The 22,677-nt window shown below is 63.4% G+C and carries 21 protein-coding genes; 10 read left to right on the top strand and 11 right to left on the bottom strand.

Annotated elements, in window-relative coordinates:
• Positions 1 to 92: 92 nt before the first annotated feature.
• Both prpC and AACH87_RS01770 read right to left on the bottom strand, forming a co-directional pair.
• Complete coding sequence (prpC, locus tag AACH87_RS01775; RefSeq protein ID WP_338797015.1) at positions 93 to 1,262, bottom strand: 2-methylcitrate synthase; 1,170 nt, start codon at positions 1,260 to 1,262, stop codon at positions 93 to 95.
• Entirely contained in the window at positions 1,243 to 1,656 is a 414-nt protein-coding gene (locus AACH87_RS01770) for a hotdog domain-containing protein (protein ID WP_338797014.1), read from the bottom strand. The genes prpC and AACH87_RS01770 overlap by 20 nt, the downstream gene beginning before the upstream one ends.
• A 125-nt stretch (positions 1,657 to 1,781) precedes the next feature.
• Here AACH87_RS01770 and AACH87_RS01765 point away from each other — a divergent pair, with 125 nt between their 5' ends.
• Entirely contained in the window at positions 1,782 to 3,224 is a 1,443-nt protein-coding gene (locus AACH87_RS01765; protein WP_338797013.1) for a short-chain fatty acyl-CoA regulator family protein, read from the top strand.
• 161 nt (positions 3,225 to 3,385) lie between these two features.
• Entirely contained in the window at positions 3,386 to 4,354 is a 969-nt protein-coding gene (locus AACH87_RS01760) for a hypothetical protein (protein ID WP_338797012.1), read from the top strand.
• Here the strand turns inward: AACH87_RS01760 and AACH87_RS01755 are convergent, their stop codons facing one another.
• Positions 4,355 to 5,590, bottom strand: coding sequence for an O-antigen ligase family protein (locus AACH87_RS01755; RefSeq protein WP_338797010.1), 1,236 nt, complete (start codon positions 5,588 to 5,590; stop codon positions 4,355 to 4,357).
• Between the two features lie 156 nt (positions 5,591 to 5,746).
• On the opposite strand from AACH87_RS01755, the gene AACH87_RS01750 reads away from it, so the two are divergent.
• Both AACH87_RS01750 and AACH87_RS01745 read left to right on the top strand, forming a co-directional pair.
• On the top strand, positions 5,747 to 6,439 hold the full coding sequence (locus tag AACH87_RS01750) for a hypothetical protein (protein WP_338797009.1): 693 nt from the start codon (positions 5,747 to 5,749) through the stop codon (positions 6,437 to 6,439).
• 8 nt (positions 6,440 to 6,447) lie between these two features.
• The gene (locus AACH87_RS01745) at positions 6,448 to 7,188 is read left to right on the top strand and encodes a glycosyltransferase family 25 protein (protein ID WP_338797008.1); all 741 of its coding nucleotides are present in this window, start codon (positions 6,448 to 6,450) and stop codon (positions 7,186 to 7,188) included.
• Here AACH87_RS01745 and AACH87_RS01740 read toward each other — a convergent pair whose 3' ends face one another.
• From AACH87_RS01740 to AACH87_RS01725, 4 genes are all read right to left on the bottom strand, one after another.
• Positions 7,189 to 8,286: a glycosyltransferase gene (locus AACH87_RS01740; protein WP_338797007.1), complete on the bottom strand. Its 1,098-nt coding sequence runs from the start codon at positions 8,284 to 8,286 to the stop codon at positions 7,189 to 7,191.
• Positions 8,287 to 8,320: 34 nt separating this feature from the next.
• Complete coding sequence (locus AACH87_RS01735; RefSeq protein ID WP_338797005.1) at positions 8,321 to 8,527, bottom strand: zinc-finger domain-containing protein; 207 nt, start codon at positions 8,525 to 8,527, stop codon at positions 8,321 to 8,323.
• Between the two features lie 2 nt (positions 8,528 to 8,529).
• Positions 8,530 to 9,480, bottom strand: a complete 951-nt coding sequence (locus AACH87_RS01730) for a branched-chain amino acid transaminase (RefSeq protein ID WP_338797004.1) — start codon at positions 9,478 to 9,480, stop codon at positions 8,530 to 8,532.
• A gap of 93 nt (positions 9,481 to 9,573) precedes the next feature.
• Positions 9,574 to 9,987 carry a glycerate kinase gene (locus tag AACH87_RS01725; RefSeq protein WP_338797003.1) on the bottom strand — a complete coding sequence of 138 codons (414 nt, stop codon included), beginning with the start codon at positions 9,985 to 9,987 and terminating at the stop codon, positions 9,574 to 9,576.
• A 168-nt stretch (positions 9,988 to 10,155) separates the two neighbouring features.
• On the opposite strand from AACH87_RS01725, the gene AACH87_RS01720 reads away from it, so the two are divergent.
• The gene (locus AACH87_RS01720) at positions 10,156 to 12,315 is read left to right on the top strand and encodes a HEAT repeat domain-containing protein (RefSeq protein ID WP_338797001.1); all 2,160 of its coding nucleotides are present in this window, start codon (positions 10,156 to 10,158) and stop codon (positions 12,313 to 12,315) included.
• A 292-nt stretch (positions 12,316 to 12,607) separates the two neighbouring features.
• Here AACH87_RS01720 and radA read toward each other — a convergent pair whose 3' ends face one another.
• Positions 12,608 to 13,990 carry a DNA repair protein RadA gene (gene radA, locus AACH87_RS01715; RefSeq protein WP_338797000.1) on the bottom strand — a complete coding sequence of 461 codons (1,383 nt, stop codon included), beginning with the start codon at positions 13,988 to 13,990 and terminating at the stop codon, positions 12,608 to 12,610.
• A gap of 217 nt (positions 13,991 to 14,207) precedes the next feature.
• On the opposite strand from radA, the gene AACH87_RS01710 reads away from it, so the two are divergent.
• Both AACH87_RS01710 and AACH87_RS01705 read left to right on the top strand, forming a co-directional pair.
• Positions 14,208 to 15,197, top strand: a complete 990-nt coding sequence (locus tag AACH87_RS01710; protein ID WP_338796999.1) for a 2-dehydropantoate 2-reductase — start codon at positions 14,208 to 14,210, stop codon at positions 15,195 to 15,197.
• Positions 15,198 to 15,266: 69 nt separating this feature from the next.
• The gene (locus AACH87_RS01705; protein WP_338796997.1) at positions 15,267 to 15,881 is read left to right on the top strand and encodes a glutathione S-transferase family protein; all 615 of its coding nucleotides are present in this window, start codon (positions 15,267 to 15,269) and stop codon (positions 15,879 to 15,881) included.
• A gap of 140 nt (positions 15,882 to 16,021) precedes the next feature.
• Here the strand turns inward: AACH87_RS01705 and AACH87_RS01700 are convergent, their stop codons facing one another.
• Together AACH87_RS01700 and AACH87_RS01695 are read right to left on the bottom strand one after the other, a co-directional pair.
• Positions 16,022 to 17,614, bottom strand: coding sequence for an ABC transporter substrate-binding protein (locus AACH87_RS01700; RefSeq protein ID WP_338796996.1), 1,593 nt, complete (start codon positions 17,612 to 17,614; stop codon positions 16,022 to 16,024).
• Positions 17,615 to 17,732: 118 nt separating this feature from the next.
• Positions 17,733 to 18,338 (bottom strand): LysE/ArgO family amino acid transporter, encoded by a 606-nt coding sequence (locus AACH87_RS01695; RefSeq protein ID WP_338796995.1) that lies wholly within the window; start codon positions 18,336 to 18,338, stop codon positions 17,733 to 17,735.
• Positions 18,339 to 18,416: 78 nt separating this feature from the next.
• Between AACH87_RS01695 and AACH87_RS01690 the strand changes: the two genes are divergently transcribed.
• On the top strand, positions 18,417 to 19,307 hold the full coding sequence (locus tag AACH87_RS01690; protein ID WP_338796994.1) for a LysR family transcriptional regulator ArgP: 891 nt from the start codon (positions 18,417 to 18,419) through the stop codon (positions 19,305 to 19,307).
• A 180-nt stretch (positions 19,308 to 19,487) separates the two neighbouring features.
• Here the strand turns inward: AACH87_RS01690 and AACH87_RS01685 are convergent, their stop codons facing one another.
• Positions 19,488 to 20,390 (bottom strand): LysR substrate-binding domain-containing protein, encoded by a 903-nt coding sequence (locus AACH87_RS01685; protein ID WP_338796993.1) that lies wholly within the window; start codon positions 20,388 to 20,390, stop codon positions 19,488 to 19,490.
• Positions 20,391 to 20,503: 113 nt separating this feature from the next.
• Here AACH87_RS01685 and AACH87_RS01680 point away from each other — a divergent pair, with 113 nt between their 5' ends.
• Positions 20,504 to 21,487, top strand: coding sequence for a tripartite tricarboxylate transporter substrate-binding protein (locus tag AACH87_RS01680; RefSeq protein ID WP_338796991.1), 984 nt, complete (start codon positions 20,504 to 20,506; stop codon positions 21,485 to 21,487).
• A 22-nt stretch (positions 21,488 to 21,509) separates the two neighbouring features.
• Positions 21,510 to 22,670, top strand: a complete 1,161-nt coding sequence (locus AACH87_RS01675) for a PLP-dependent aspartate aminotransferase family protein (RefSeq protein WP_338796989.1) — start codon at positions 21,510 to 21,512, stop codon at positions 22,668 to 22,670.
• The last annotated feature ends 7 nt before the right edge of the window (positions 22,671 to 22,677 follow it).

The raw sequence follows: 22,677 nt of genomic DNA, 5'->3' as shown, positions 1-22,677 counted from the left end.
CTGGATAAGGGTTTGAGACTGAATAAGCATCAAACCGCCTGTATACCAGCGCAGGCTGCTATGGTTTTTAACTGCGGTCTTGACTGCGGACCTTAGCTACGGGCCTCAATGGGCACAAACGTCTGGTCTTCAGGACCGGTGTAGTGGGCGCTGGGGCGAATGATCTTGTTGTCCACGCGCTGCTCCATCACATGCGCGGCCCAGCCGCTGGTGCGCGCAATGACAAACAGCGGGGTGAACATGGCGGTGGGCACCTGCATCATGTGGTAGCTCACGGCGCTGAACCAGTCGAGGTTGGGGAACATCTTCTTGACCTCCCACATCACCGCCTCAAGCCGCTCCGCAATGTCGTACATCTTGGTGGAGCCCGCCGCCTCCGACAATCGCTTGGCCACCCCCTTGATGACCACGTTGCGCGGATCGCTCACGGTATAGACCGGGTGACCAAACCCGATCACCACTTCCTTGGCCTCTACCCGGCGGCGGATGTCGGCCTCTGCCTCGTCCGGGCTGTCGTAGCGTTTCTGGATCTCGAACGCCACCTCATTGGCACCACCGTGCTTGGGGCCACGCAGCGCACCAATGGCCCCCGCGATGCTCGAATACATATCGCTGCCTGTGCCCGCAATCACGCGTGCGGTGAAGGTGCTGGCGTTGAACTCGTGCTCGGCATACAGGTTCAGCGAGGTGTGCATGGCACGCACCCAGTCTGCCGGCGGCTTTTCGCCATGCAGCAGATGCAGGAAGTGGGCCCCGATGGAGTCGTCGTCCGTCTCGACCTCGATACGGCGGCCCGAATTGCTGAAGTGGTACCAGTACAGCAACATGCTGCCCAGGCTGGCCATCAGCCGGTCGGCAAGGTCGCGGCTGCCTGGCAGGTTGTGGTCGTCTTTCTCGGGCAATGCGCAACCCAGGGCCGAGACGCCGGTGCGCATCACATCCATGGGGTGGCTGGCGGCAGGGAGCTGCTCCAGCGCCGCTTTCACGCTGCCGGGCAAGCCGCGCAGGGCTCTGAGCTTGGCCTTGTAGGCCTTGAGCTCGGCACGGGTGGGCAGCTTGCCGTGCACCAGCAGGTGGGCGATTTCCTCGAACTCGCAGACCTCGGCAATGTCCAGGATGTCGTAGCCCCGGTAGTGCAGATCGTTGCCCGTGCGCCCGACGGTACACAGCGCGGTATTGCCCGCCGTGACGCCGGACAGGGCGACCGACTTTTTCGGCTTGAACGGGGTGGCGGCCGTGGGCTCAGTGGTGGGGATGTTCATGCGATGTCTCCGGGTTCAGGTAGGAAGAATCAATGGCAACAGGACGGCCGGCGGAGTCCACCGCGACCATCTCGAACACCCCCGTGAGGACGTGCTCCGCGGGCACATCCGGGCGATCGGCCAGACCGCGCACGCAGACCGTCATCGAACTGCGACCGACCCGGCTGACCCAGCCCTGCAGCGTGAGCTGGTAGCCCACGGGCACGGGGGCAAGGCATTGAACGCCCGTCACGCCAGCCATCACCACCTCGCGATGTGCAAGGCCGCGGGCTGCCAGAAAGGCCGTCTTGGCCATCCACTGCAACCCTTGGCCCGCGAACAGCGTGCCGTGGTGGTTGGCGTGTGCGGGCAGTACCAGCTCACGAATCTCGACAGTTCCTGGGGGTGTTGTCATACTTCGCAATTTACGCAAAACCTGCCCCGTGGGGTAGGACTAAAAAGGCGAAATATTGCGAACAACAGCATCTCTTTTTGCGAAGTTTGCGAATTTCTCAGAACACCGCGCTGGAAAGGCGAGTGATGGCAAAAACGTTTATGGGGGTGAAGTTGCGCAAGCTGCGGTCAGAGCGCGGCATGTCGCAAATTGCACTGGCACACGCGCTGGGCATTTCGCCGAGCTACCTCAACCAGGTAGAGCAGAACCAGCGGCCGCTCACAGTGAGCCTTCTGCTCAAGCTGAACCGCGCACTGGGCGTGGACATCCAGCAGTTTTCAGAGGACGAGGAGGCTCGCCTGATCGCCGCCTTGCGCGAGGCGCTGGCCGATGCCCCTGAGCCCATCAGCCTGCCCGAGCTGCAGGAGGTTGCGACCCAAATGCCAGCCCTGGGACGCGCCATCGTCGCGCTGTACCGCCGCCATCTGGATGCGGCTGCCCAGCTTGAGGCCATGGCACTGCGCCTGGGTGATGACCGCACGGACGCCGCGCCTGTTGCCCAGGCCACGCGCGTCACGGCCTTCGAGGCCGTGCGGGATTTCTTCTTCGCGCACCAGAACCATTTTGACGCGCTGGACCGGGCCGCAGAAGCATTGGCAGAACAGGCAGGGCTTGAAGGCGCAGCGCTGGCCCCTTGGTTAACCGAGCGTTTGCTGGAGCAACACGGCGTGCGTCTTGTGATCGGTGACGGGGTGGGTGGTGCAGAAGAGGGGAAGCGCCAGTACGACCCGCGCAGCCGAACCCTGCGCCTGTCACGCGCACTGGATGTGGGGCAAAAAGCCTTCCAGATGGCGACCCAGCTTGCGCTGCTGGAGGCAGATACGTTGATAGAAGGGCTGACGCAGGCAGCACCTTTTGCAGGGGACATGCCGACAGTGCGCTTGGCCCGCATCGGGTTAGCCAACTACTTCGCTGGCGCGCTGTTACTACCCTATGGACCGTTTTTGCGTGCGGCGCAGGCGCTGCGCTATGACATCGACCTGCTCGGACAACGCTTCTCGGTCGGGTTTGAAACGGTGTGCCATCGGCTGAGCACGCTGCAGCGGCCCGGCGAGCCCGGTGTGCCGTTTTTCTTTGTGCGGGTAGATCGCGCAGGGAACATCTCCAAGCGCCAGTCGGCTACGCATTTCCACTTCAGCCGTGCGGGCGGCACCTGCCCGCTGTGGAATGTCTACGAAGCCTTCGCGCAGCCCGGGCGTGTACTTGCGCAACTGGCACGCATGCCCGATGGCCGTACTTACCTGTGGATCGCACGCACGGTGGCCAGCGGCCCATCGCGCGGCTACGGCTCGCCCGGCAAGATGTTCTCCATCGGCCTGGGTTGTGACGTGCGCCATGCGCCACGGCTTGTGTACGCCAAAGGACTGGACCTGACTTCCCCCGATGCAACGACCCCGATCGGGATGGGCTGCAAGGTGTGCGAGCGCTCAGAGTGCCCGCAGCGTGCGTTTCCGTACGTGGGCAGGAAACTGGACGTGAACGAGAACATCAGTGGCTTCTCGCCGTACGGAGCCAACATGCAGTCGTAGCGCCTGGAGGTTGGTGCCTGCAGCCGCCGAGAAGTGCACAGGAGAAGCGCTCAAAGGGGCCAATCGCGGCACACGGCTGCTGCACGGGGGTGGGCCACAGCCCTGTGTTGCTGCGGGCAGGCCAGGGCGCTCCCTACAATCAGACCGAAAATCGCGCGCCCATGCCCCACATCATTGCCAACCCTTTCACGCTGACGGAGTTTCTGCTCGACAGCCTGCCCCCCGACCAGCGTGCGAAAGTGCTGGTCCACCCCAAGCGCATCAAAGGGGTGGGCTACTCTGTGCTCAAGGCACTGGACGCATGGTGTCCATTTCGCCTGCCAGGCTTTCAACCTTTTCCCGAGCCCTACCTGCGCGAACTGGCCGCGATAGAGCCCCATGCCCCGCTGCTGATCTTCGGCATTGAAAACATCAAGGACCTGCGCATTCTGCGCAAGCACCTGCGCACCCGCCGCATTGCCGTTTTCACCTGGAACCCGGTGATCGACTACCAGCAAAACCACAAGGTGCGGCAACTGCACATTCGTCAGCTCAAGGGGTTGGGCTTTCAGGTTTTCACCTTTGACCCCGGTGACGCGCAACGCTACGGACTGACGCTCACACAGCAGGTGTACCGCTACGTGGAGCCTTTCCGTCAGGAAGTACCGCCTGAGTGGGACATCTACTTTCTGGGTCAGGACAAGCACCGGTTTGACATGCTGCGCATGCTGGGCGAGCAGTGGCAGGCAGCCGGGCTGCGCACGCGCCTGCGCATGGTACCGGAACCCGGCCGCACCTACCCCGCAACCACGGCGGTAGAAATCCTGCCTCAGGGCATTGACTACCCGAGCAACATTGACGCCATCAACCGCGCACGCTGCCTGCTGGAAATTACCCAGGCCAATCAGACGGGGCTGACCGTGCGCTGCCTTGAAGCCCTGTTCTTCCACAAGAAGCTCATTACCAACAACCCGGGGGTGCGTCAGCTTCCTTTCTACAGCGCAGACCGCTTCTTTGTGCTGGATGAAGACGAGGCATCCCGTCTACCGGCATTTCTGCAGACACCTTTGCCGCCCCTGCCCACAGGTGCGCTGGACCCTTACGACTTTGCCCACTGGGTACAGCAGTTTGACTGGCTGCCCCCGGCCTGATCAGCCCTTGGCCAACGGGGAGGCTGCCGCTGTAGCGGGACGCTGCCTTGGCGCAGTAAGCACCAGTACCAAACCAAAACAATAGGCCAGCCCCTCATTGGCCAACCAGATGCCGCTGTGGGTGAGGCTGCCCACAAAGGCCACGCCGATGAATGCGAACGCGGCCGCCCTGTCCAGCCGCTCCATTCCTCTGGCCTGCCAGAGGGCCGCCACGAAGACGGCTGCAAATGCCATGAGGCCCGGCAATCCATGTTCGATCATGAAGAACAGAAACTGGTTGTGTGGGTGGAAAGAGCCTGCGGCACACCACTCTGGCGTAGTGGCAATGCGGCAGAATTCCCCGTGGTATGCCCCCGTACCCCAGCCCAGCAGAGGCTTTTGGAAGAACAGGTCCAGCCCGTAGTGCAGGAAGTACAGGCGAGGCCCGATGGAGGTGGTGGTTTCAGGCACTTCGCCCAGCTCCTTCAGGCCCAGTGCCACGCGGGGAACGATGGTGGGCGACAGCAGCACGGCCAGGCCCAGCAGCACGGCCACCAAACCCAGCGCCATCCACCAGCGGCGCACTGGCACCATGGCCAGCACAAAAGCCAGCACCGCCACCGCAGTTGCCACATAGCCCGTGCGCCCGTACAGCAGCTGTGTGTTGCACACAAAGGCCAGCGCGGCCACAGCCAACCATGCCCAGCGCTTCCAGCTCACCTGGCTGCGCAGCCCCAGGTACAGGCCACGCAGCATCAGCAAGGCCATCAGTACGCTCTGGGTGATGTAGTCCTTGAATACCGAATGGTCTCCGCCCCACCCCAGGGTCTGCCCGCGTGACCAGGGCAGACGCCACCAGATACTGAGATAGCTGCTCGCCAGCGTGAACAGCGCAGCCAGCGTGAAGGCTGTCCAGCATCGCTCACGGGTCTTTTCATCCTGTGCCAGCAGCGTGATCGCAATGACCATGAGCAGCAGCTTGTCGTACTTCAGCCAGTGGTCGAACACCACGCGCCAGGGCGCGGTGGTGTAGATCGCACCCAGCAGGATGAGTGCATACATCGCCAGGAGGGGATAGGTGACAGCGCTGCTTCGCGCAACGTCCCAATGCTGACGCCAGCCGCCGGCCAGCACCCACGCAAGCACCAGGCAAAGCAGTGTGATGTTGGCCCCGGCCAGTGTCCACGGGATCGAGAAATAGGCTGCGATGAGGCTGCAGACAGCCGCTGAGCGCAGAAAAACGTGGGGATACTGCATAGACCCTGTCGCCACACCGGCAACAAACTTTGACTTCAGGCCGACACTTCACTGGTGCCTGGGCCGCGATAATTGAGGCTCCACATTATCTCTTGCGCAGCTGCGGTCCTTCCGCCCATGTGCTTCGCGTCCATGCCCCATCCTATCGTTCACACCATGTACTGGGACAACATTCCCGGTGTCATCCTGCAAAAACAGCGAGAAGTTTTTGCCGCCCTGGATGTGCCGCTGCAGCAGGAATCTGCGCACCGTGTGCCCCATGGCACCTGGATGAACGGGGTGGTGGAGCGCATGGGCTCGGACGATATCGTGATCTTTTGCGACATTGATGCCTTCCCGCTCAAGCGTTCGGCCTACGAAATGGCCGTGGCGCATGCCGAGCGTGGAGCCATCTTCGGGCTGTCGCAATTTTCCAACCACAAGAAGACCACCCACACCTACGCGGGCCCCATGTTCATGGCGTTTCGCAAGCGGGTTTGGGAAGAGCTGGGACGCCCAGACCTGAAGTCCTCCTCAGCCTACGACGCGGCGGAAGGCTTTTCGGTGCTGGCCCGCGAACGGGGGGTGCCTCTTGTGCTGCACAAGCCCACCTCCACGCTGATTTCCAAGTTCGCGCTGGGCAATGAAGGGGTGTTTGGTATCGGCACCTTCTATGGCGACAACGACTTTTTCCACCTGTTTGAGTCACGGGAACCGGCCTACGAGCAACTGCTGGTGGCCGTGGCCGATGACGCCATTGCGCAACGTCCCCTGCAGTTTGCCCAGTATCTGGAAGCAGCCATCGCACTGCAGCAGGGCACGCCACTGGTCAAAAAGAAGCGCCGCTGGTGGCGTCGCCTGCTGGGTTGAGTGCGCCCATGAGCCTGCCCATCGTTTTCATCAACCTGGAGCGTGACGCCGAGCGCCGCACGCGGCTGCTGGCCGAACTGCAGCAGATTGACATGCCCAGCCAGCGCTTTCCTGCCGTATGGTGGGCCGATGTGCCCCCCGAGCAGGCCAGCCGCTGGTACAGCGATGACCTGAATGCGCGCCAGTATTACAAGCCGCTGCGCAACGGCGAAAAGGGCTGCTATGCCAGCCACATCGGCGCATGGCAGCAACTGCTGGCCAGCGATGCTCCGGCGCTGGTGGTGCTGGAGGACGATGTGCGTCTGACGCCGCAGTTTGCCGATGTGGTGAACGCGATTGCCGCCCTGCAAGAGCCGTGGGACATGGTGAAGCTGCTGGGCCGCGACCGGGAAAAGGTGCGGTCTCAACGCCCCCTGGTGCCCGGCACTGCGCTGGTGGACTACAGCCGTGTGCCCAGCATGACGGCGGGTTATGTGGTCAGCCGCGCTGGGGCCGCCAAGCTGCTGGCGCACCGCCAACCCTTTGGTCGGCCGATTGATGTGGATCTGCGCTTCTGGTGGGAATGCGACCAGCTGCGCATTCTGGGCGTATCGCCCTCGGCCATTGCGCTGGACGACACCAGCGAGGTCAGCAGCATCTGGGACACCCGCGACACACTCACCCCCGGCCAGCGCTGGCGCAAGTTCACGATGAAGCTGGCACTGACGCTGGGCAATGCCTGGCACCGCCGACGTTTGCCCAAACTCTGATCAGGGAGAGCCGTGGGTGTGCACACGTTCCAGCAATTGCTGGTAGCGGGTGTGCATCCTGGCCAGGCTGTACTCCTGCACCGCCTGCGCACGCGCCGCCTGGCCCAGGCTTGCGGCACGGGCTGGGTCTGCCAGCAGGCCCGCCAGCGCTTGCGCCAAGGCTGGCGCATCGCCTTCGGGCACCAGCAGTCCCGTCTTTCCGGGGTGCATCACACCGCGCACACCCACTACGTCAGACGCCACGCAGGCGCAGCCTGCGGCCATGCCCTCCACCAGCGCCAGAGGCATGCCCTCGTAGTGGGTGGCAAGTACAAAAATCTGGTGGCTCATCAGGCGCAGGGGCAGGTCGGTCACAGCCCCTAGAAAGTGCACCTGATCGGCTACTCCACGCTGCTCGGCCAGCGCTTGCATGCGCTTTTGAATCCCCGCCTTGCCGCCGCCAGCCAGATACACCGGCGCAGTCACGCCCTGGGCCTTGAGCAAGGCCGCCGCTTCAATCAGGGTGGCATGGTCTTTCTGACGGGCGAAGCGCGCCGCCATCACGATGGCGGGTGTACGTTCGGCAAAAGGTATCAACGCCGTTTCGGGGAAACGTGCCAAGTCGATACCGTTGGGAATCGCCACGCAGCGTGCTGCCGGAAAGCCGCGCGCCACCAGCTGCTCGCGCACACCTTCGGACACGCCCACGGTGGCGGCGGTGCGGTCGGCCAACCACAGGGCCTGCTTCAGGCGCCAGCGGGTGTAGCGCTCGCGGGAGTTGTGCTCCACGTGCACCAGCCGGGGCACTCGGGCCAACAGCCCGGCATAACGGCCCCAGAGGTGTTCGCTGTATCCGTGAGCGACAAGGATGTCAGGCCGCCATTCCAGCGCCAGCGCGCGTAGCGCCCACACCGTGGCGGCATGGGCCCACCCGGGCACCACCCGCACGTCCAGCCCTTGGGCACGCAAGGCTTCCACCTTTTCGGGCAGCGTAGTGCGGCGCTTGCGGCGCAGCACCAGCACCACATCCATATCGGCGTTGCGGGCGGCCAGGGAGAGGTCGATCGCCACCTGGGTGGCACCTGAGAAGCCGCCGGTGACGAAGTGCATCACCCGCATGGCGCCCCCGGCAGCTTGCTGGGCAAGCGCAAGCTCAGTGCCCTGCGCGAACCACTTCGCCCGCCTTCAGGCGGTACACAGTGCCGCAATAGGGGCACTTGGCTTCGCCGGTGTGGGCCACGTCCAGGTACACCTTGGGGTGGCTGTTCCACAGCTTCATGTCGGCCTTGGGATTGGGGCAGAACACGCCCCCTTGGGCGTTCAGGTCCTTGGCCAGAACTTCTACAACTGCTTGGGACATGATCAAACCTTGGTGAGCCAGTGGGCGTATTTGGGATTGCGGCCGTTGACGATGTCAAAGAACGCAGCCTGGATTTTTTCGGTGATGGGGCCACGGCTGCCCACGTAGTCGCCCTTGCCCAGCTCAATGCGATCCAGCTCGCGGATGGGGGTGACTTCAGCAGCGGTGCCGGTAAAGAAGGCTTCGTCGGCGATGTACACCTCGTCGCGCGTGATGCGCTTTTGCACGATCTCCAGGCCCAGGTCCTTGGCGATGTGGAAGATGGTGTTGCGGGTGATGCCGTTCAGGGCACCAGCCGACAGGTCGGGCGTGTAGATCACGCCGTTCTTTACCACGAAGATGTTCTCACCCGCGCCTTCGGACACGAAGCCGGAGCTGTCCAGCAGCAGCGCTTCGTCGTAGCCCTCGTCGGTGGCTTCCATGTTGGCCAGGATGGAGTTGGTGTAGTTGCTCACCGCCTTGGCCTGCGTCATGGTGATGTTGACGTGGTGGCGCGTGTAGCTGCTGGTCTTGACGCGAATGCCGCGCTTCATGCCTTCTTCACCCAGGTACGCACCCCAGGCCCAGGCGGCCACCATCAGGTGGATGGTGTTGCCCTTGGGGCTGACGCCCAGCTTCTTGTCGCCCACCCAGGTCAGGGGGCGGAGATAGCCGGATTCGAGCTTGTTCTCGCGGATCACGGCCTTTTGCGCCTCGTTGACCTCTTCCTGGCTGAACGGAATCTTCATGCGCAGGATCTTGGCGCTGTTGAACAGGCGCTCGGTGTGCTCCTGCAGGCGGAAGATCGCCGGGCCGTTGACAGTGTTGTAGGCACGCACGCCTTCAAAAGCGCCGCAGCCGTAGTGCAGCGTGTGGGTCAGCACATGGATCTTGGCATCACGCCAGTCGACCATCTGGCCGTCCATCCAGATTTTGCCGTCGCGATCGGCCATCGAGGGAACTACGGGGCTCATGGTTGTCCTTTGGGGTTGCTGTGGGTTGGCAAGCCTTCGATTTTACGAGCCCGCCGGGCAAGCGCGGGGCACCGCACCAGATGACAGGGTGCTTTACTGGTCCTCTGCCTCGTCCTCTGCGGCAGGGCGCACCAGCGTCCACTTCTGCAGGCGGCCATTCACAAATTCGCACGTCACATGCGACTGGGTGCCGTCCGTCCAGCGATAGACCTCGGGCTGTGCGTTCTCTGCAGACAGGCGCTCGCCCAGCGCCTGGGTCATGGCCATCACATGCATCAGGTTCACGCCTTCCTTGAGCCGGGCATTGAGCATGACGGCACTGCCTACGTACCCGATCGGCCGCTTGGACGCCTTGCGCAGCACATTCATCAACCGGGTGAAATGCAACAGCGCCCACATGACCAAACCACCCACCACGGCGGCCACCCCTGGCCAGCCAGCCGAGGCGTAGCCCACTAGTACCAGGCCAACCGCCCCCAAAGGAACAAAGATATTGCGCAAATTCATGCCTGCAATTGTCGTATGTCCCGCCCGAGCCCCTGCTGCGGAGAGTGCGTACACCGCAAAGTGGGGCCTCGAATCCGTCTGTAGACTACTTCAGCCTATTCCCTCTGCCAACCTTCATGCCAGAGCACTGATACGGCGGAGACAGCAACCTTTACCCAGGAACGTCCCTTGAAAAACGCACTTGCTGCCGTCTTATGCCTGCTGACTCTGCCTGTGGCCGCGCAGCCCAGCGCGCCTGCGCCTGCGCCGTCAGCACGAGAAGCCCTTCTGGATGAGCGCGGACGCATCAACGTGTGGCTCCTGCGAGACGACGTGAGCAAGGTGGAAGCCGCCCAGGTGCTGGAGGATATCGATCGCTGCTCCCCGGAAGGGGATGGCGACGGCCCCAGCCCCAGCCGCAAGGAACTGGCCCGCATGGAAAGAGCCGAAAAGGCATGCGTCCGGAGGATTCAGCAGGCCACGGAGAAATACCAGGCGCTGCGCGATGCCTTCAATGCCAAATGGCAAAGTGCCTTGCAACAGGCCATCCGCTCCGGGGACGAGGTGGCAGAAGTGATTTGGCGCCAGTGCACCACCACACCCGCCATAGACCGCACAGCCTTGGCATCCACCTGCGACGAAGACCCCAAGCGCCGAAAGGAAGCCGGACAGCGCTTGCGCAAGATCGGGTTTGAGGCCGCCTTGGACGAAGAAGCCGAAGGCACGCGCCCAGCCTGGGAACCCGACCAGAACAAGCGCAGGACCGAAAGCCAGGCGCGCATCCTCCGCCAGATGGAAGCTGGAGTTTTTGGGGGCTGGACCATCGATGCCTACCACGGCGGCAACTCGCCCTACAGCGCGCACGAGCTGTTTGACATCCGCCGGGCAGCCGTCCTGAGCTCAGCCTCCACCATGGTGCGCCGCAGCTTTACCTATGTCCGGCTCCAGGATGGTTCCAGCTACGAATCCCCCAGCCAACTGCGCCTCAACCGCAAACCCACAGGTACGCCGACGCTTGCCTGGAGCGCCAATGTGATGCACAGCGGCAGCCCCTACTCCGGCCCCTACGACCCTGCCTGGGATGGCTTTCAGGTCCATCTGAACTATGACCGCGGGCGCGAAGTGACCGTGGGGGGGCCACGCGATGCCCAGTACCTGCGCATGCTCCACACCACGCTCACACGTTCTGAGCAACGCATTGATGACTGGCTGCGTAAGGACCCGCGATGGTCCGTTTTCCTGCTCCAGCGACAAGGCCACCATGAATGGATTCCCCAGGGAATGATATCCCCCTTTGGCCGCCTCGACCCGTCGTGGGAGGGTGAGTGGACGCTCGAGCGGACGTTTGAAAACTTCCAGCCTGTGGCCAACGCAACGCAGGCGCTGCTACGCATCCGGCTGGCAGGCCAGCAAACCACCGCCCAGTTTGATGAGGCGGGATCGGCAGGCTATGCCTGTGAACTGCGCTACAGCGGCGGCAACAGCTATTACCCCGCGAGCCACAACCACGCTACCACGGCCACCACTTCTGCCATTGGTTACCTGCCCGCGCTGGCCTCTTCCATTGCGCCCGACGCCCCGGGTCCAGTCGCACCGTTTGCGCCCATGGATCCGCGCAAGACCTACCGGCAGGTCCTTGTTCAGTGCCCGCAGGGCGAATGGCCCGACAACCGGAACAAGCGCTTCATGTTTCTGGCAAACGACACGCTCATCGAATTGCGAAAGGCTGCAAACAGCCGTGATCTCGTGATGCTGCACTGGAAGCGCAAGGGCGCGCTGGACCCTAACGCAGTTTTCTCCCCGTTGAGTGCGCCTTTCGACCTCAAGCCGGTACTGGCCCGCCTGGACCAGTCCGCAAAAGCCGCCGAGAAGGCAGACCAGAGCCTGGAACAGCTGCGCGCCAAAGTGGGCTCACTCCCCGCAGATGAACTGATCGCCTCCCTCACGCAGTGGCGGCTGGAGAAGCGGTTTTACTCCTCCCGGGATTTTCCGGACAACCTGGCCCGGTTGATCCAGACCCCCGGCATTGCCACCAAGGCCTGCGCAGCGTACCGATCGCGGCTGGAAGACGCGCTGCAGCGATTCAACCTGATGGTGGTTCTGAACGTCCGCGCGCGAGGCCAGCAACTCAGCCCTGAGGAACTCGCCGTTGTTCCGGATTGCCTGCGGCTAGCCCTCAACGACCAGGACGCCACGGTGCGCCTGGAAGCGGTGGATGCTTTTGCCCGGTTCGCGCAGGAAAAAGACCGTGAAAAACTCACGAAACTGCTGAACGATCCGCACGAAGACGTGCGCAGGTACGCCCAGAATGCACTGAACCGGCTCAAAACCAGCAAAAGTGCCCAATAGCCTCGTCTGTTGGCACAACCTGACAAGGGTCAACCAACACCACTCAGACATGGGAAAACTTACTTTGCGCTTCGACACCCGGATCGGTCTTCAAATTGCCAAAATATCCATCGTGCTGTGCACACTTGGCTGCTTGACTGGATGCGAATCGATCCTTCGCATTCTTCTCAACGATGGCCGCGGGTTGCGCTCGCAGAGCGCTCCACCCACCGAGGCACCCGTTGCCGCACTTCTACCCCAAGGCGAAACGGCGCCTCACACCCAGGCCACCCACTAGCCTGGAGACCTCCCGCTAGCCCATCTCCCGCACCACGTTCATCGCCTCTTCCACACGCTCCACCGCGTGGATGGAGAGGCCTTCAATAGGCCTCTTGGGCGCGTTGGCCTTGGGCACCACGGCCACGCTGAAGCCCAGCTTGGCGGCTTCTTTCAGGCGCTCCTGCCCACGCGGGGCCGGGCGCACTTCCCCCGCCAGGCCCACTTCACCAAAGGCCAGAAAGCCCCGAGGCAAGGCCTTGCCTCGCAGGCTGCTGGTGATGGAGAGCATCACCGCCAGGTCGGCGGCGGGCTCGCTGATGCGCACGCCGCCCACCGCATTCACAAACACGTCCTGGTCCATGCAAGCCACCCCCGCGTGGCGGTGCAGCACGGCCAGTAGCATGGCCAGCCGGTCCTTGTCCAGGCCCACACTCAGGCGGCGCGGGCTGGGGCCACCACTGTCTACCAGCGCCTGAATTTCCACCAGCAGCGGGCGCGTGCCCTCCAGCGTCACCATCACGCAGCTGCCCGGCACGGGCTCGCTGTGCTGGCTCAGGAAGATGGCGCTGGGGTTGCTCACACCTTTGAGGCCTTTTTCCGTCATGGCGAACACGCCAATCTCGTTCACGGCACCAAAGCGGTTCTTGATGGCGCGCACCATGCGGAACTGGCTGTGCGTGTCGCCTTCAAAGTACAGCACCGTGTCCACCATGTGCTCCAGCACACGGGGCCCGGCCAGTGCGCCCTCCTTGGTGACATGGCCCACCAGAATGACGGCAATGCCCGTGCCCTTGGCCATGCGCGTGAGATGCGCTGCGCACTCGCGCACCTGGGCCACCGAGCCCGGCGCGCTGGTGAGCTGGTCGGAATAGGTGGTCTGGATGGAGTCGATGACCACCACCGCAGGCTGCGTGGCGTCTACCGTGGCCAGAATCTTTTCGAGCTGGATTTCGGCCAGCAACTGCACCTGGCTGCCATCAATGCCCAGCCGCCGAGACCGCAGCGCCACCTGGGCACCGCTTTCTTCGCCCGTGACATACAGCGTGGGCAGTCCTGCGCGTTGGAGCGCATCCATGGCTTGCAGCAGCAACGTAGATTTGCCGATGCCCGGGTCGCCGCCAATCAGCACCACGCCCCCTTCCACCACGCCACCACCCAGCACCCGGTCCAGCTCCTCGATGCCGCTGGGGGTTCGCGCCACGTCCTGCGCTTCAATGGCCGCCAGGGGCGTCACGGCCTGGGCGTGGGCCGCACCTGCATAGCCCTGGGGAGTGCTCAGCCGATTCTTGCCCGCGCTCGCTTCGGTCACCGTCTCCACCAGCGTGTTCCAGGCACCGCAGGCGGGGCATTTGCCCAGCCAGCGCGGGCTGGTGCCGCCGCACTCGGTACAGGTAAAGGTGGTCTTGTCTTTGGCCATGGCAGGGGTCCGGTAGCAGGCAAAAATCACGTGGCAACGTGTGGGGCTGCAGACTATAGCGGCTGTGTTGCGGCTGGGCAGGTGCTTTAGGGCGACGGGTGGGCGGCCGGTGCCGCGCACGCTTGGGCCACAACACGTACGATGCGCAATTCAGCCGCATCACATACGCCTGATGCGGCCACAGACCGAACCAGTACCCCAGGAGACTCCACACACCATGAAAGCATGTATTTACGGCGCAGGCGCCATTGGCGGCTGGATGGGAATGGCTTTGGCCCAGGCGGGCTGCCCACTGAGCATGGTGGCACGCGGCGAGACGCTGCGCGCCCTGCAAACCCAGGGCCTGCAGTTGCGCCGCCCGGATGGCAGCGTGGTTCGCGCCACCGTGGGAGCAGAAGCAGACCCCGCAGCACTGGGCGTGCAAGACCTGGTCGTGCTGGCGGTGAAAGCCCCAGGCCTGCCCGATGTGGCACGGGCCATCACCCCCCTGCTGGGGCCCGAAACCATCGTGCTCACCGCTATGAACGGCGTGCCGTGGTGGTTTCTGGACGGGGTGGGTGGCGCAGCCCAAGGGCATGCGCTGCATTCCGTGGATGGGGATGGCAGCATTGCCCGCGCCATTCCGTCTGCGCAGGTGGTGGGCAGCGTGGTGCACACCAGTTGCTCGCTGGAGGCTCCGGGTTTTGTCAAACAGCACTTTGGCAACCGGCTCATTGTGGGTGAGCCCGACGGCAGCCGCAGCGCCCGGCTGCTGGCACTGGCAGACACCCTGCAGCAAGGTGGCATCGACACAGAAGTCTCTGACTGCGTGCAAAGAGACATCTGGTTCAAGCTGTGGGGCAACCTCACGATGAACCCCATCAGCGCCCTCACAGGGGCCACCACCGATCGCATTCTGGACGACGAGCTGGTGCGCGGCTTTGTCAGCGCCGTGATGCTGGAGGCCAAGGCCATTGGCGACAAGTTGGGCCTGCCGATTGACCAGCAGCCCGAGGACCGCCACGCCGTCACCCGCAAGCTGGGCGCGTTCAAGACCTCCATGCTGCAAGACGTGGAGGCGGGCAAGCCCATGGAAGTGGATGCGCTGGTGGGCGCCGTGCGCGAGCTGGGCCTGATCACCGGCACCCCCACCCCGCACACCGATGCCCTTTTGGGATTGACCAGGCTGATGGCGCGCACGCGCAACCTGTATCCGCAGGCCGCTTGAGAATCCAAACAAAATCACCCTCTAGCGCTTATCAATAGAGCGCAATCAGCTATCAATATAGGAGCACTCATGAAACCCATCACCCTCTACTCGGCCAAAGGCACCTGCGCGCTGGCAGTGCAGATTGCCTTGCTGGAAGCGGGCGCACCACACTCTGTGGTGTCGCTGGACTTCGCCAACCAGCAGCAACGCAGCCCCGAATATCTGGCCGTCAACCCCAAGGGCCGCGTACCCGCGTTGGTGACCGAGCATGGCATCCTCACGGAGACACCGGCCCTGCTGCTGTACGTAGCGCAGCGCTTTCCCGAGGCCCGGCTGGCCCCGCTGAACGACCCCTTTGCCCTGGCCCGCATGCAGGAGCTGCACAGCTACCTGGCCTCCACCGTGCATGTATCGCACGCCCACGGGCGGCGCGGAGCGCGCTGGGCAGAGGAGGCCAGCTCGCATGCCGACATGCAGCGCAAGATGCCGCAGAACATGATCGACGGCTTCAACGTGATTGAACAGCACTATCTGCAAGGCCCATGGGTGCTGGGCGAAGCCTATTCCGTGGCCGACGCTTACCTGTTCACCGTGGCAAGCTGGCTGAAAAGCGACGGTGTGGATATTGCGCTGTTCCCCAAGGTGGCGGCACACACGCAGCGCATGCTGCAGCGGCCCGCAGTGCAGAAGGCGCTGGCTTGATGGCGGGAATGGCGGGCGGTTGAACGTACCGTACCAACAAAAACGCCCTGCGGTTTGCGCCGCAGGGCGTTTTGGTTTGGAAGCTCAGCCGACCGACGTGTGGACTGGCCGAGCCAAGCTGGAGAAGCGTCCGTTCGGCTTCAATTCAGTTTCAGATAGCGCCAGTCAATGCGGTTGTCCGCGCGGTGGATGATGTCCACCTTCTTGGTGGCCGCCCACGGAATCACCTGGTTGTACAGCGGGATGTGCGACACCAGCTCATGCTCCTTGATCAGCGCCTGCTCGATCAGGCCGTTGCGCGTGGTGGCGTCGGTTTCCTTCTTCACGCGCTCGATCAGGGCATCCATCTGCGGGTCAGAGAAACGGCCGAGGTTGAAGTTGCCATCACCGCCCGCGCCAGGGGTGCGCACCAGCGACTGCAGGCTGTAGAACGCATCAAACGTGGGCACACCCCAGCCCAGCAGGTAGATACTGGCCTCGTTGCGCTGGATCATCGGGAAGTAGGTGGCAAAAGGCAGCGAGCGCAGCTTGGCTTTCACGCCCACCTTGGCCCATTGCGAGGTAATGGCCTGGCACAGCTGCTCATCGTTGATGTAGCGGCCTGCGCTGCAGGCAAAGTCCACTTCAAACCCGTTGGGGTATCCGGCGTCAGCCAGCAGCTTTTGTGCGGCCTTGGGGTCGAAGGGGTAGCGCACATCGGCCTTCTTGGTCCAGCCGTTGACCTGGTTGGCAATCAGCGCACCGGTAGGCTGGGCTAGGCCGCGCAGCACCACGCGCTGGATGGACTGGATATCGATGGACTGGTACAGCGCCTTGCGCACGCGCAGGTCTTTCAAGGGATTCTTGCCCTTCACATCCGAGCCGGGCAGTTCGTCGCGGAACTGGTCCATCCCGAGGAAGATGGTGCGGTACTCAGGCCCCTCCAGCACCTGCAGGTTGGGCGTCTGCTTGATGCGGCCCAGGTCTTGCAGACTGGGGTCAATCACAAAGTCCAGCTCGCCCGACAGCAGGGCTGCCGTGCGGGTGGCGTCGGCCTTGATGGGCGTGTAGACGACTTCAGTCAGGTTGGCTGGGAACTTGCCCTTCCCCCACCAATGGGGGTTGGGCTCCAGCACCACGCGCTGATCGGGCGTCCACTGCTTGAGCTGGTAGGGGCCGGTGCCCAAGGCATTGCGGTGGGCAAAGGTTTCATCCTTGGTCTTGATGTCCTTGGGTTCCACCGACTTGTTCTTCTCGGCCCAGGCTTTGCTCATGATGCGCAGCTCGGTCAGCTGGTTGACCAGCACGGGGTTGGGCAGCTCGGAGATGATGTCGATGGTGTAGGCGTCCACCTTTTCCACACGGTCAATGCCCTGGGTGTAGGCGCCGTAGTTGGAGTTTTTGGACTTGGCCCGCTCCAGCGAGAACTTGGCATCGTCGGCGGTGAACTCGCTGCCGTCGCTGAACTTCACGCCCTTGCGCAACGTCAGGCGCAGCTGCGTGGGCTTGATGAGCTTCCACTCTGTGGCGAGCGAAGGCTCTGGCTTGAAGGTCTTGCTGTTGTACTCCACCAGCGTGTCATACACCGCGCCGTGCATGGTGTTGTTCACACCCACGTTCTGCGCGTGGATGTCCCACGAAGAAATGTCCACCGAGCGGGACCAGCGGAAGGTTGCAGCCTGTGCCGACAAGGGCAGCGCGGCAGCCACGGCCGCCGCCAGCAGGACGGTCTTGAAACGGATCTTGAAACGCATGAGGAATTCACTCCAAATCTGTCAATACCCGTAACTATGACCGAAGCCGGCGGAGTGCCGAACGAACTATTCGTTCTTAGCTTAGAGCCCGCTCACATCAGCGATGTCCGTTCAACGCTCATATCACCATGCCCACCGCCAAAGCCAGCATGGTCAGGGCAGTCACCCCGTCGAGCACGCGCCACGCCTGAGGCGATGCAAACAGCGGTGCAAGCCAGCGCGCTCCATAGCCCAAGGTGACGAACCACATGGCGCTGGCCAGCGCACCCCCCGTGGCGAAGGCTGCACGGCCCCACGCGGGGTAGGGGCTTGCCATGGTACCCAGCAGCACCACCGTGTCCAGATACACATGCGGATTGAGCCAGGTTAACGCCGCCAGCGTCAGCATGGTGCCGCGCAGGCTGGCGCCGGGACCGCCTGCCGACACCAACAGCTGCCCAGGCGCCAGCGCGCGAGAACCCGCCTGCAAGGCATACACCACCAAAAACGCGGCACCCGCCCAACGCATCCACAACCCCCACTCGGGCCGGGCCAGCAGCAGCCCGCCCATCCCCCATACCCCTGCCTGCAGCAGGATGGCATCAGACAGTGCACACAGTGCCACCACGGGCAGCACATGCTCGCGGCGCAAGCCTTGGCGCAGCACAAAAGCGTTTTGCGCCCCAATGGCCATGATGAGCATGGCGGTGGAGCTGAATCCGTGAACAAAAGCGGTAGTGGTCATAGTGGCGGATTGTGGGCATGCAGCCCGAGTCACGCCAGCTATACTTTTTAACGATCCGTCAATTTGGCTAACCATCGCATGTCGCTCGACTCCGCCCAGCTCAACGCCTTTGCTGCCGTCATTGACGAAGGCAGCTTTGAGCGCGCCGCGGCCGTGCTGCACGTCACACGCTCGGCGGTATCGCAACGCATCAAACTGCTGGAAGAGCGCGTGGGCCAGGTGCTGGTGCGGCGTGCCACGCCTTGCACGCCCACCGAGGCCGGACAGGCCCTGTACCGCCACGCCCGCGAAGTGGCGCTGAGCGAGGCCGACGCACTCGCTGCGATTGGCGGCGGGCACCGCACCACCACACGCCTGGCCATTGGCGTCAACGCGGATTCGCTGGCCACATGGTTTCCCCAGGCCATGGCGCAGGCCGCTGCGGGGCAGGCCATTACTTTTGATATCCATGTGGAGGATCAGGACCATTCGGCCAACCTGCTGCGCGAAGGCCGCGTCATGGCAGCGGTCACCGCCGACCCCCAGCCCGTGCAGGGCTGCAAGGTGCTGCCCTTGGGCACCCTGCGCTACCGCGCGCTGGCCAGCCCCGCTTTCATGCGGCAGTACTTCGCAACAGGCGTGACAGCCACCACACTGGACACGGCTCCCATGCTGGTCTTCAACCGCAAGGATGCCCTGCAGCACCGCTTCGTGCGCCGCATCACCCGGCGCAAGCTTGCGCCGCCCGTGCACTGGCTGCCAGAGGCCCACGCCTTTGCCAGTGCCACCCGCGCAGGCCTGGGCTGGGGCATGATTCCCGACCCCATGGTGCAGGCGGATCTGCAAACGGGCGCGCTGGTGGAGTTGCTCCCAGGCAAGCCGGTGGACGTACCGCTCTATTGGCAGTACTGGCGCCTGAACGTGCAAGCCCTGGCCTACATGACAGCGGCGGTACAAGCCACAGCACACACCACGCTGATGCTTCCCTGAGGTGGAGCATCGCATCTGCCTCCAAGCGCCTTGCTCAGTCGCCGAGACCTTGCACCTCAGCTCAGATGGCGGGACAACTTCTTCTGCCCCTCAGGCAGCACCCAGACCATGTACTCGCCCGGCGCGGGCCGCCCGGCCTTTGTGTCGCTCAAGGTGAAGTGGTGACCGCGTAGCTGCGGACTACTTGCCCAGGCTGTCTGCTCTGGCGTTGCGCGCATTCAGCAAACAGGCCGCCAAGTCACGCACGATGCGGGACTTGGGCAGGTCCGGCCGATAGATCAGCAAGGTCCGAAAGTGCACCGCGGCAGAGAACGGGCGAAACACCACGCCCCGACCCGCATAGCCGTCTGTGGCGTAGGGGTTGACCAGCCCCACGCCCAGCCCCTCCATCGCCAGCGCACACACCGTGGATGAGTTGGGTGTCTCGGCCACCACTTTCGGCCTGACGTTGCTGCCCTCGAGAATCTGCGTCAGCTTTCTGCGCACCGTGTCCTCGGGGGAGAGCGCGATGAAGGCCTCTTCGTGCAGGTCTTCGGGCTTGACCACCTTGCGTGCGCACAGACGGTGTCCTGCGGGCATGGCGCAGACCGCTTTGGGTGTGGCAAACAACTGGTGCTCCAGCCCCGCCACATCGATCTCGTCCGCAGCCAGACCCACATCAAAACGGCTGCTTACCACCAGCTCGCGCACGGTTGCGGAGCTGGCCACCTGCAAGGTGACGGCAATGGATGGGTGCTTTTCGCGGAATAAGCGCAGCGCATGCGGCACCAGCGTCGATCCCATCGCTGCCAGACTGGCAATGCGAATGTCTCCCGTCCCAAAGTCGCGAATGCGCGCAGCGCTGATGCGCAGCCGGTCCAGTCCCTGGAAGGTGGTCTCCACATCCCGAAAGAACAACTGGCCTTCGGCAGTCGGCACCAGCCGCCCGCGGACCCGGTCGAACAGAGCAAAGCCAGTGGTTTTCTCCAGTTCCAGGATGCTGCGGCTGATGGCCGGTTGGCTGATTTGCAGCAGGTCCGCTGCACGGGACGCCGAGCCTGTCACCATCACCGCACGAAAGGCTTCGATCTGACGAAAGTTCATTCACCACCTATCAGCTTTTTGCATAGAACATATCAATCACATCATTGATTGTTATGCACCTGAATTCTAGAGTCCTCTCATTCCAAGCCACAGACATTGAAAGGACCAGAGCCATGGATCGTCGATCGCTATTGCAACAAGGTGGCGCAGCCACCGCAGCGATGTTGTTACCCAGTGCTTCGCTGTGGGCGCAGGCAGCCTACCCCGACAAGCCCATCAAGCTGATCGTGCCTTGGTCTGCGGGCGGCAGCACGGATGTGCTGGCCCGCGCAGTCGGCCAGAACATGGCCGATGGGCTGGGCAAACCCGTGGTGGTTGACAACCGCCCCGGCGCGGCCGGTCGGCTGGGCGTGGATGCGATGGTGAAATCGGCGGCGGACGGATACACCATCGCCATCATCGAACTGGCCCACGCGATTGCGCCGTCGATTTATCAGAAGATGCCCTACGACATCATGAACGACGCGGCGGCGATCTCCACCCTCGGTGTCTCGCCTCTCGTCCTTTTCGTGGATGCGCAGAAATACCAGGCGGGGCAGCACCAGAAGTTTGTGGCCGATGCAAAAAAGGCAGCAGAGCCCTTGAGCATCGCCACCAGCGGCACAGGCAGCATCAGCCACCTGGCGGCGGGCTTGTACACCAAAGAGGCCAAGCTGGAGTTGCAGATGGTTCCGTACAAAGGCTCCGCACCTGCCTTGACCGATGTGGCGGCAGGTGTGCTGAGCGGTCACTTCTGCACCTTGGCCAGCGCCAGCAGCCTGTTCAGCGCCGCAAAGGTCGTGCCCCTGATGGTGACTGGCAACCGGCGGGTGCCGCAGCTGGCGAATGTGCCCTGCGCCAGCGAGTTGGGGCTGAATACCCTGGACTTCGGGCAGTGGTGGGCATTGATGGCTCCGGCCAAGGTGCCCAAGCCCATCATCACCACGCTGCATAAGGCGACCGCCACTGCACTGGCGGACAAGCAGGTGCAGTCCCGCATTTCCAGCCTGGCCATCCAGCTGGGCAGTCGTTCACCCGACGAAACCCAGGCCTTCATCCGTGCCGAGGCCATCAAATGGGCCAAGGTGGTCAACAGCCTGGGCATCAAGCCTGAATGAGCAGCACAGCAAGAGCCTCCGCATGACCACACAACCCAACCCATCTCCCCAAACGCCCAACGATCAGTTTCGCAGCCTGTCGCCCGCCGTGTGGCGAGCCTCGACCGTGCTGTTCAACACCGTTGCAGACTTCACCTCCCGCAAAGACCGCCTGTTTGACGGCTACACCTACGGTGTCACCGGCACACCCACCACACGCGCGCTGGAAGAGCGTGTGGCAGCGCTGGAAGGAGCCCGCCATTGCATCGCCGTGCCTTCCGGACAGGCAGCGCTGTGTTTGATCGCCCTGTCGCTGCTCAAGGCGGGGGACCATGTGCTCATTGCAGACTCCGCCTATGGCCCATTGCGCACCTTTGCCCGCGACTACCTGCAGCGCTTTGGCATAGAGCACGACACCTTTGATCCCTCTGCCGGTGCAGACCTTGCGGCTTTGCTGCGCCCCCAGACCCGGCTGGTGTTTCTCGAATCTCCCGGCTCCATCACGATGGAGATGCAGGACATTCCGGCCATCGTGAAAGTTGCACAGGCTGCGGGCGTGCGCACGGTGCTCGACAACAGCTGGGCCTCACCCCTGGGGTTTCGCGGTGTTCCGGTGGGGGTAGACATCGTGGTGGAAGCCGCGTCCAAGCTTCTGAGCGGCCACTCCGACCTGCTCCTGGGCACCATCGCCACAGACAACCGATCGCTGTACGAAGCGTTCAGGACCACGCAGAGCGTACTGGGGCAAGCTGTGAGTGCCGAAGACTGTTTCCTCGCCCTGCGTGGCATGGACACGCTGGAAGTGCGCTACGCCCACCAGTGCGCCAGTGCGCTGGCCGTGGCCTCAGCGCTCGCCGGCCACGCGGCGGTGGCAGAAGTCCTCTTCCCACCGCGCCCTGGGGACCGCAGCCACTCACGCTGGGCCGCTACGTTCACCGGGGGGGGTTGCGTGCTGTCTGTGGTGCCGCGCTTCCACAGCGATGCAGCCATTCACCAGTTCTTCTCGGCCCTGCGTGTGTTCCAGATCGGGGCCAGCTGGGGTGGGGTTCACAGCCTGGCTGCGTTTTACCCCGCAGCAGAGCAACGCAAGCGCAAACACTGCGCATTCAGCGCGGGCATCGTGCGCCTGTCCATCGGTGTGGAGCCCCCAGCCAGGCTCATCGCCGATCTTGAGCAAGCCCTGCAAGCCGCCGCGGCGCAATGACTTCCAC

The sequence above is a fragment of the Acidovorax sp. DW039 genome, from assembly GCF_037101375.1.
Taxonomy (GTDB): Bacteria; Pseudomonadota; Gammaproteobacteria; order Burkholderiales; family Burkholderiaceae_C; genus Acidovorax.
This window is presented reverse-complemented; position numbering and strand designations above follow the sequence as displayed.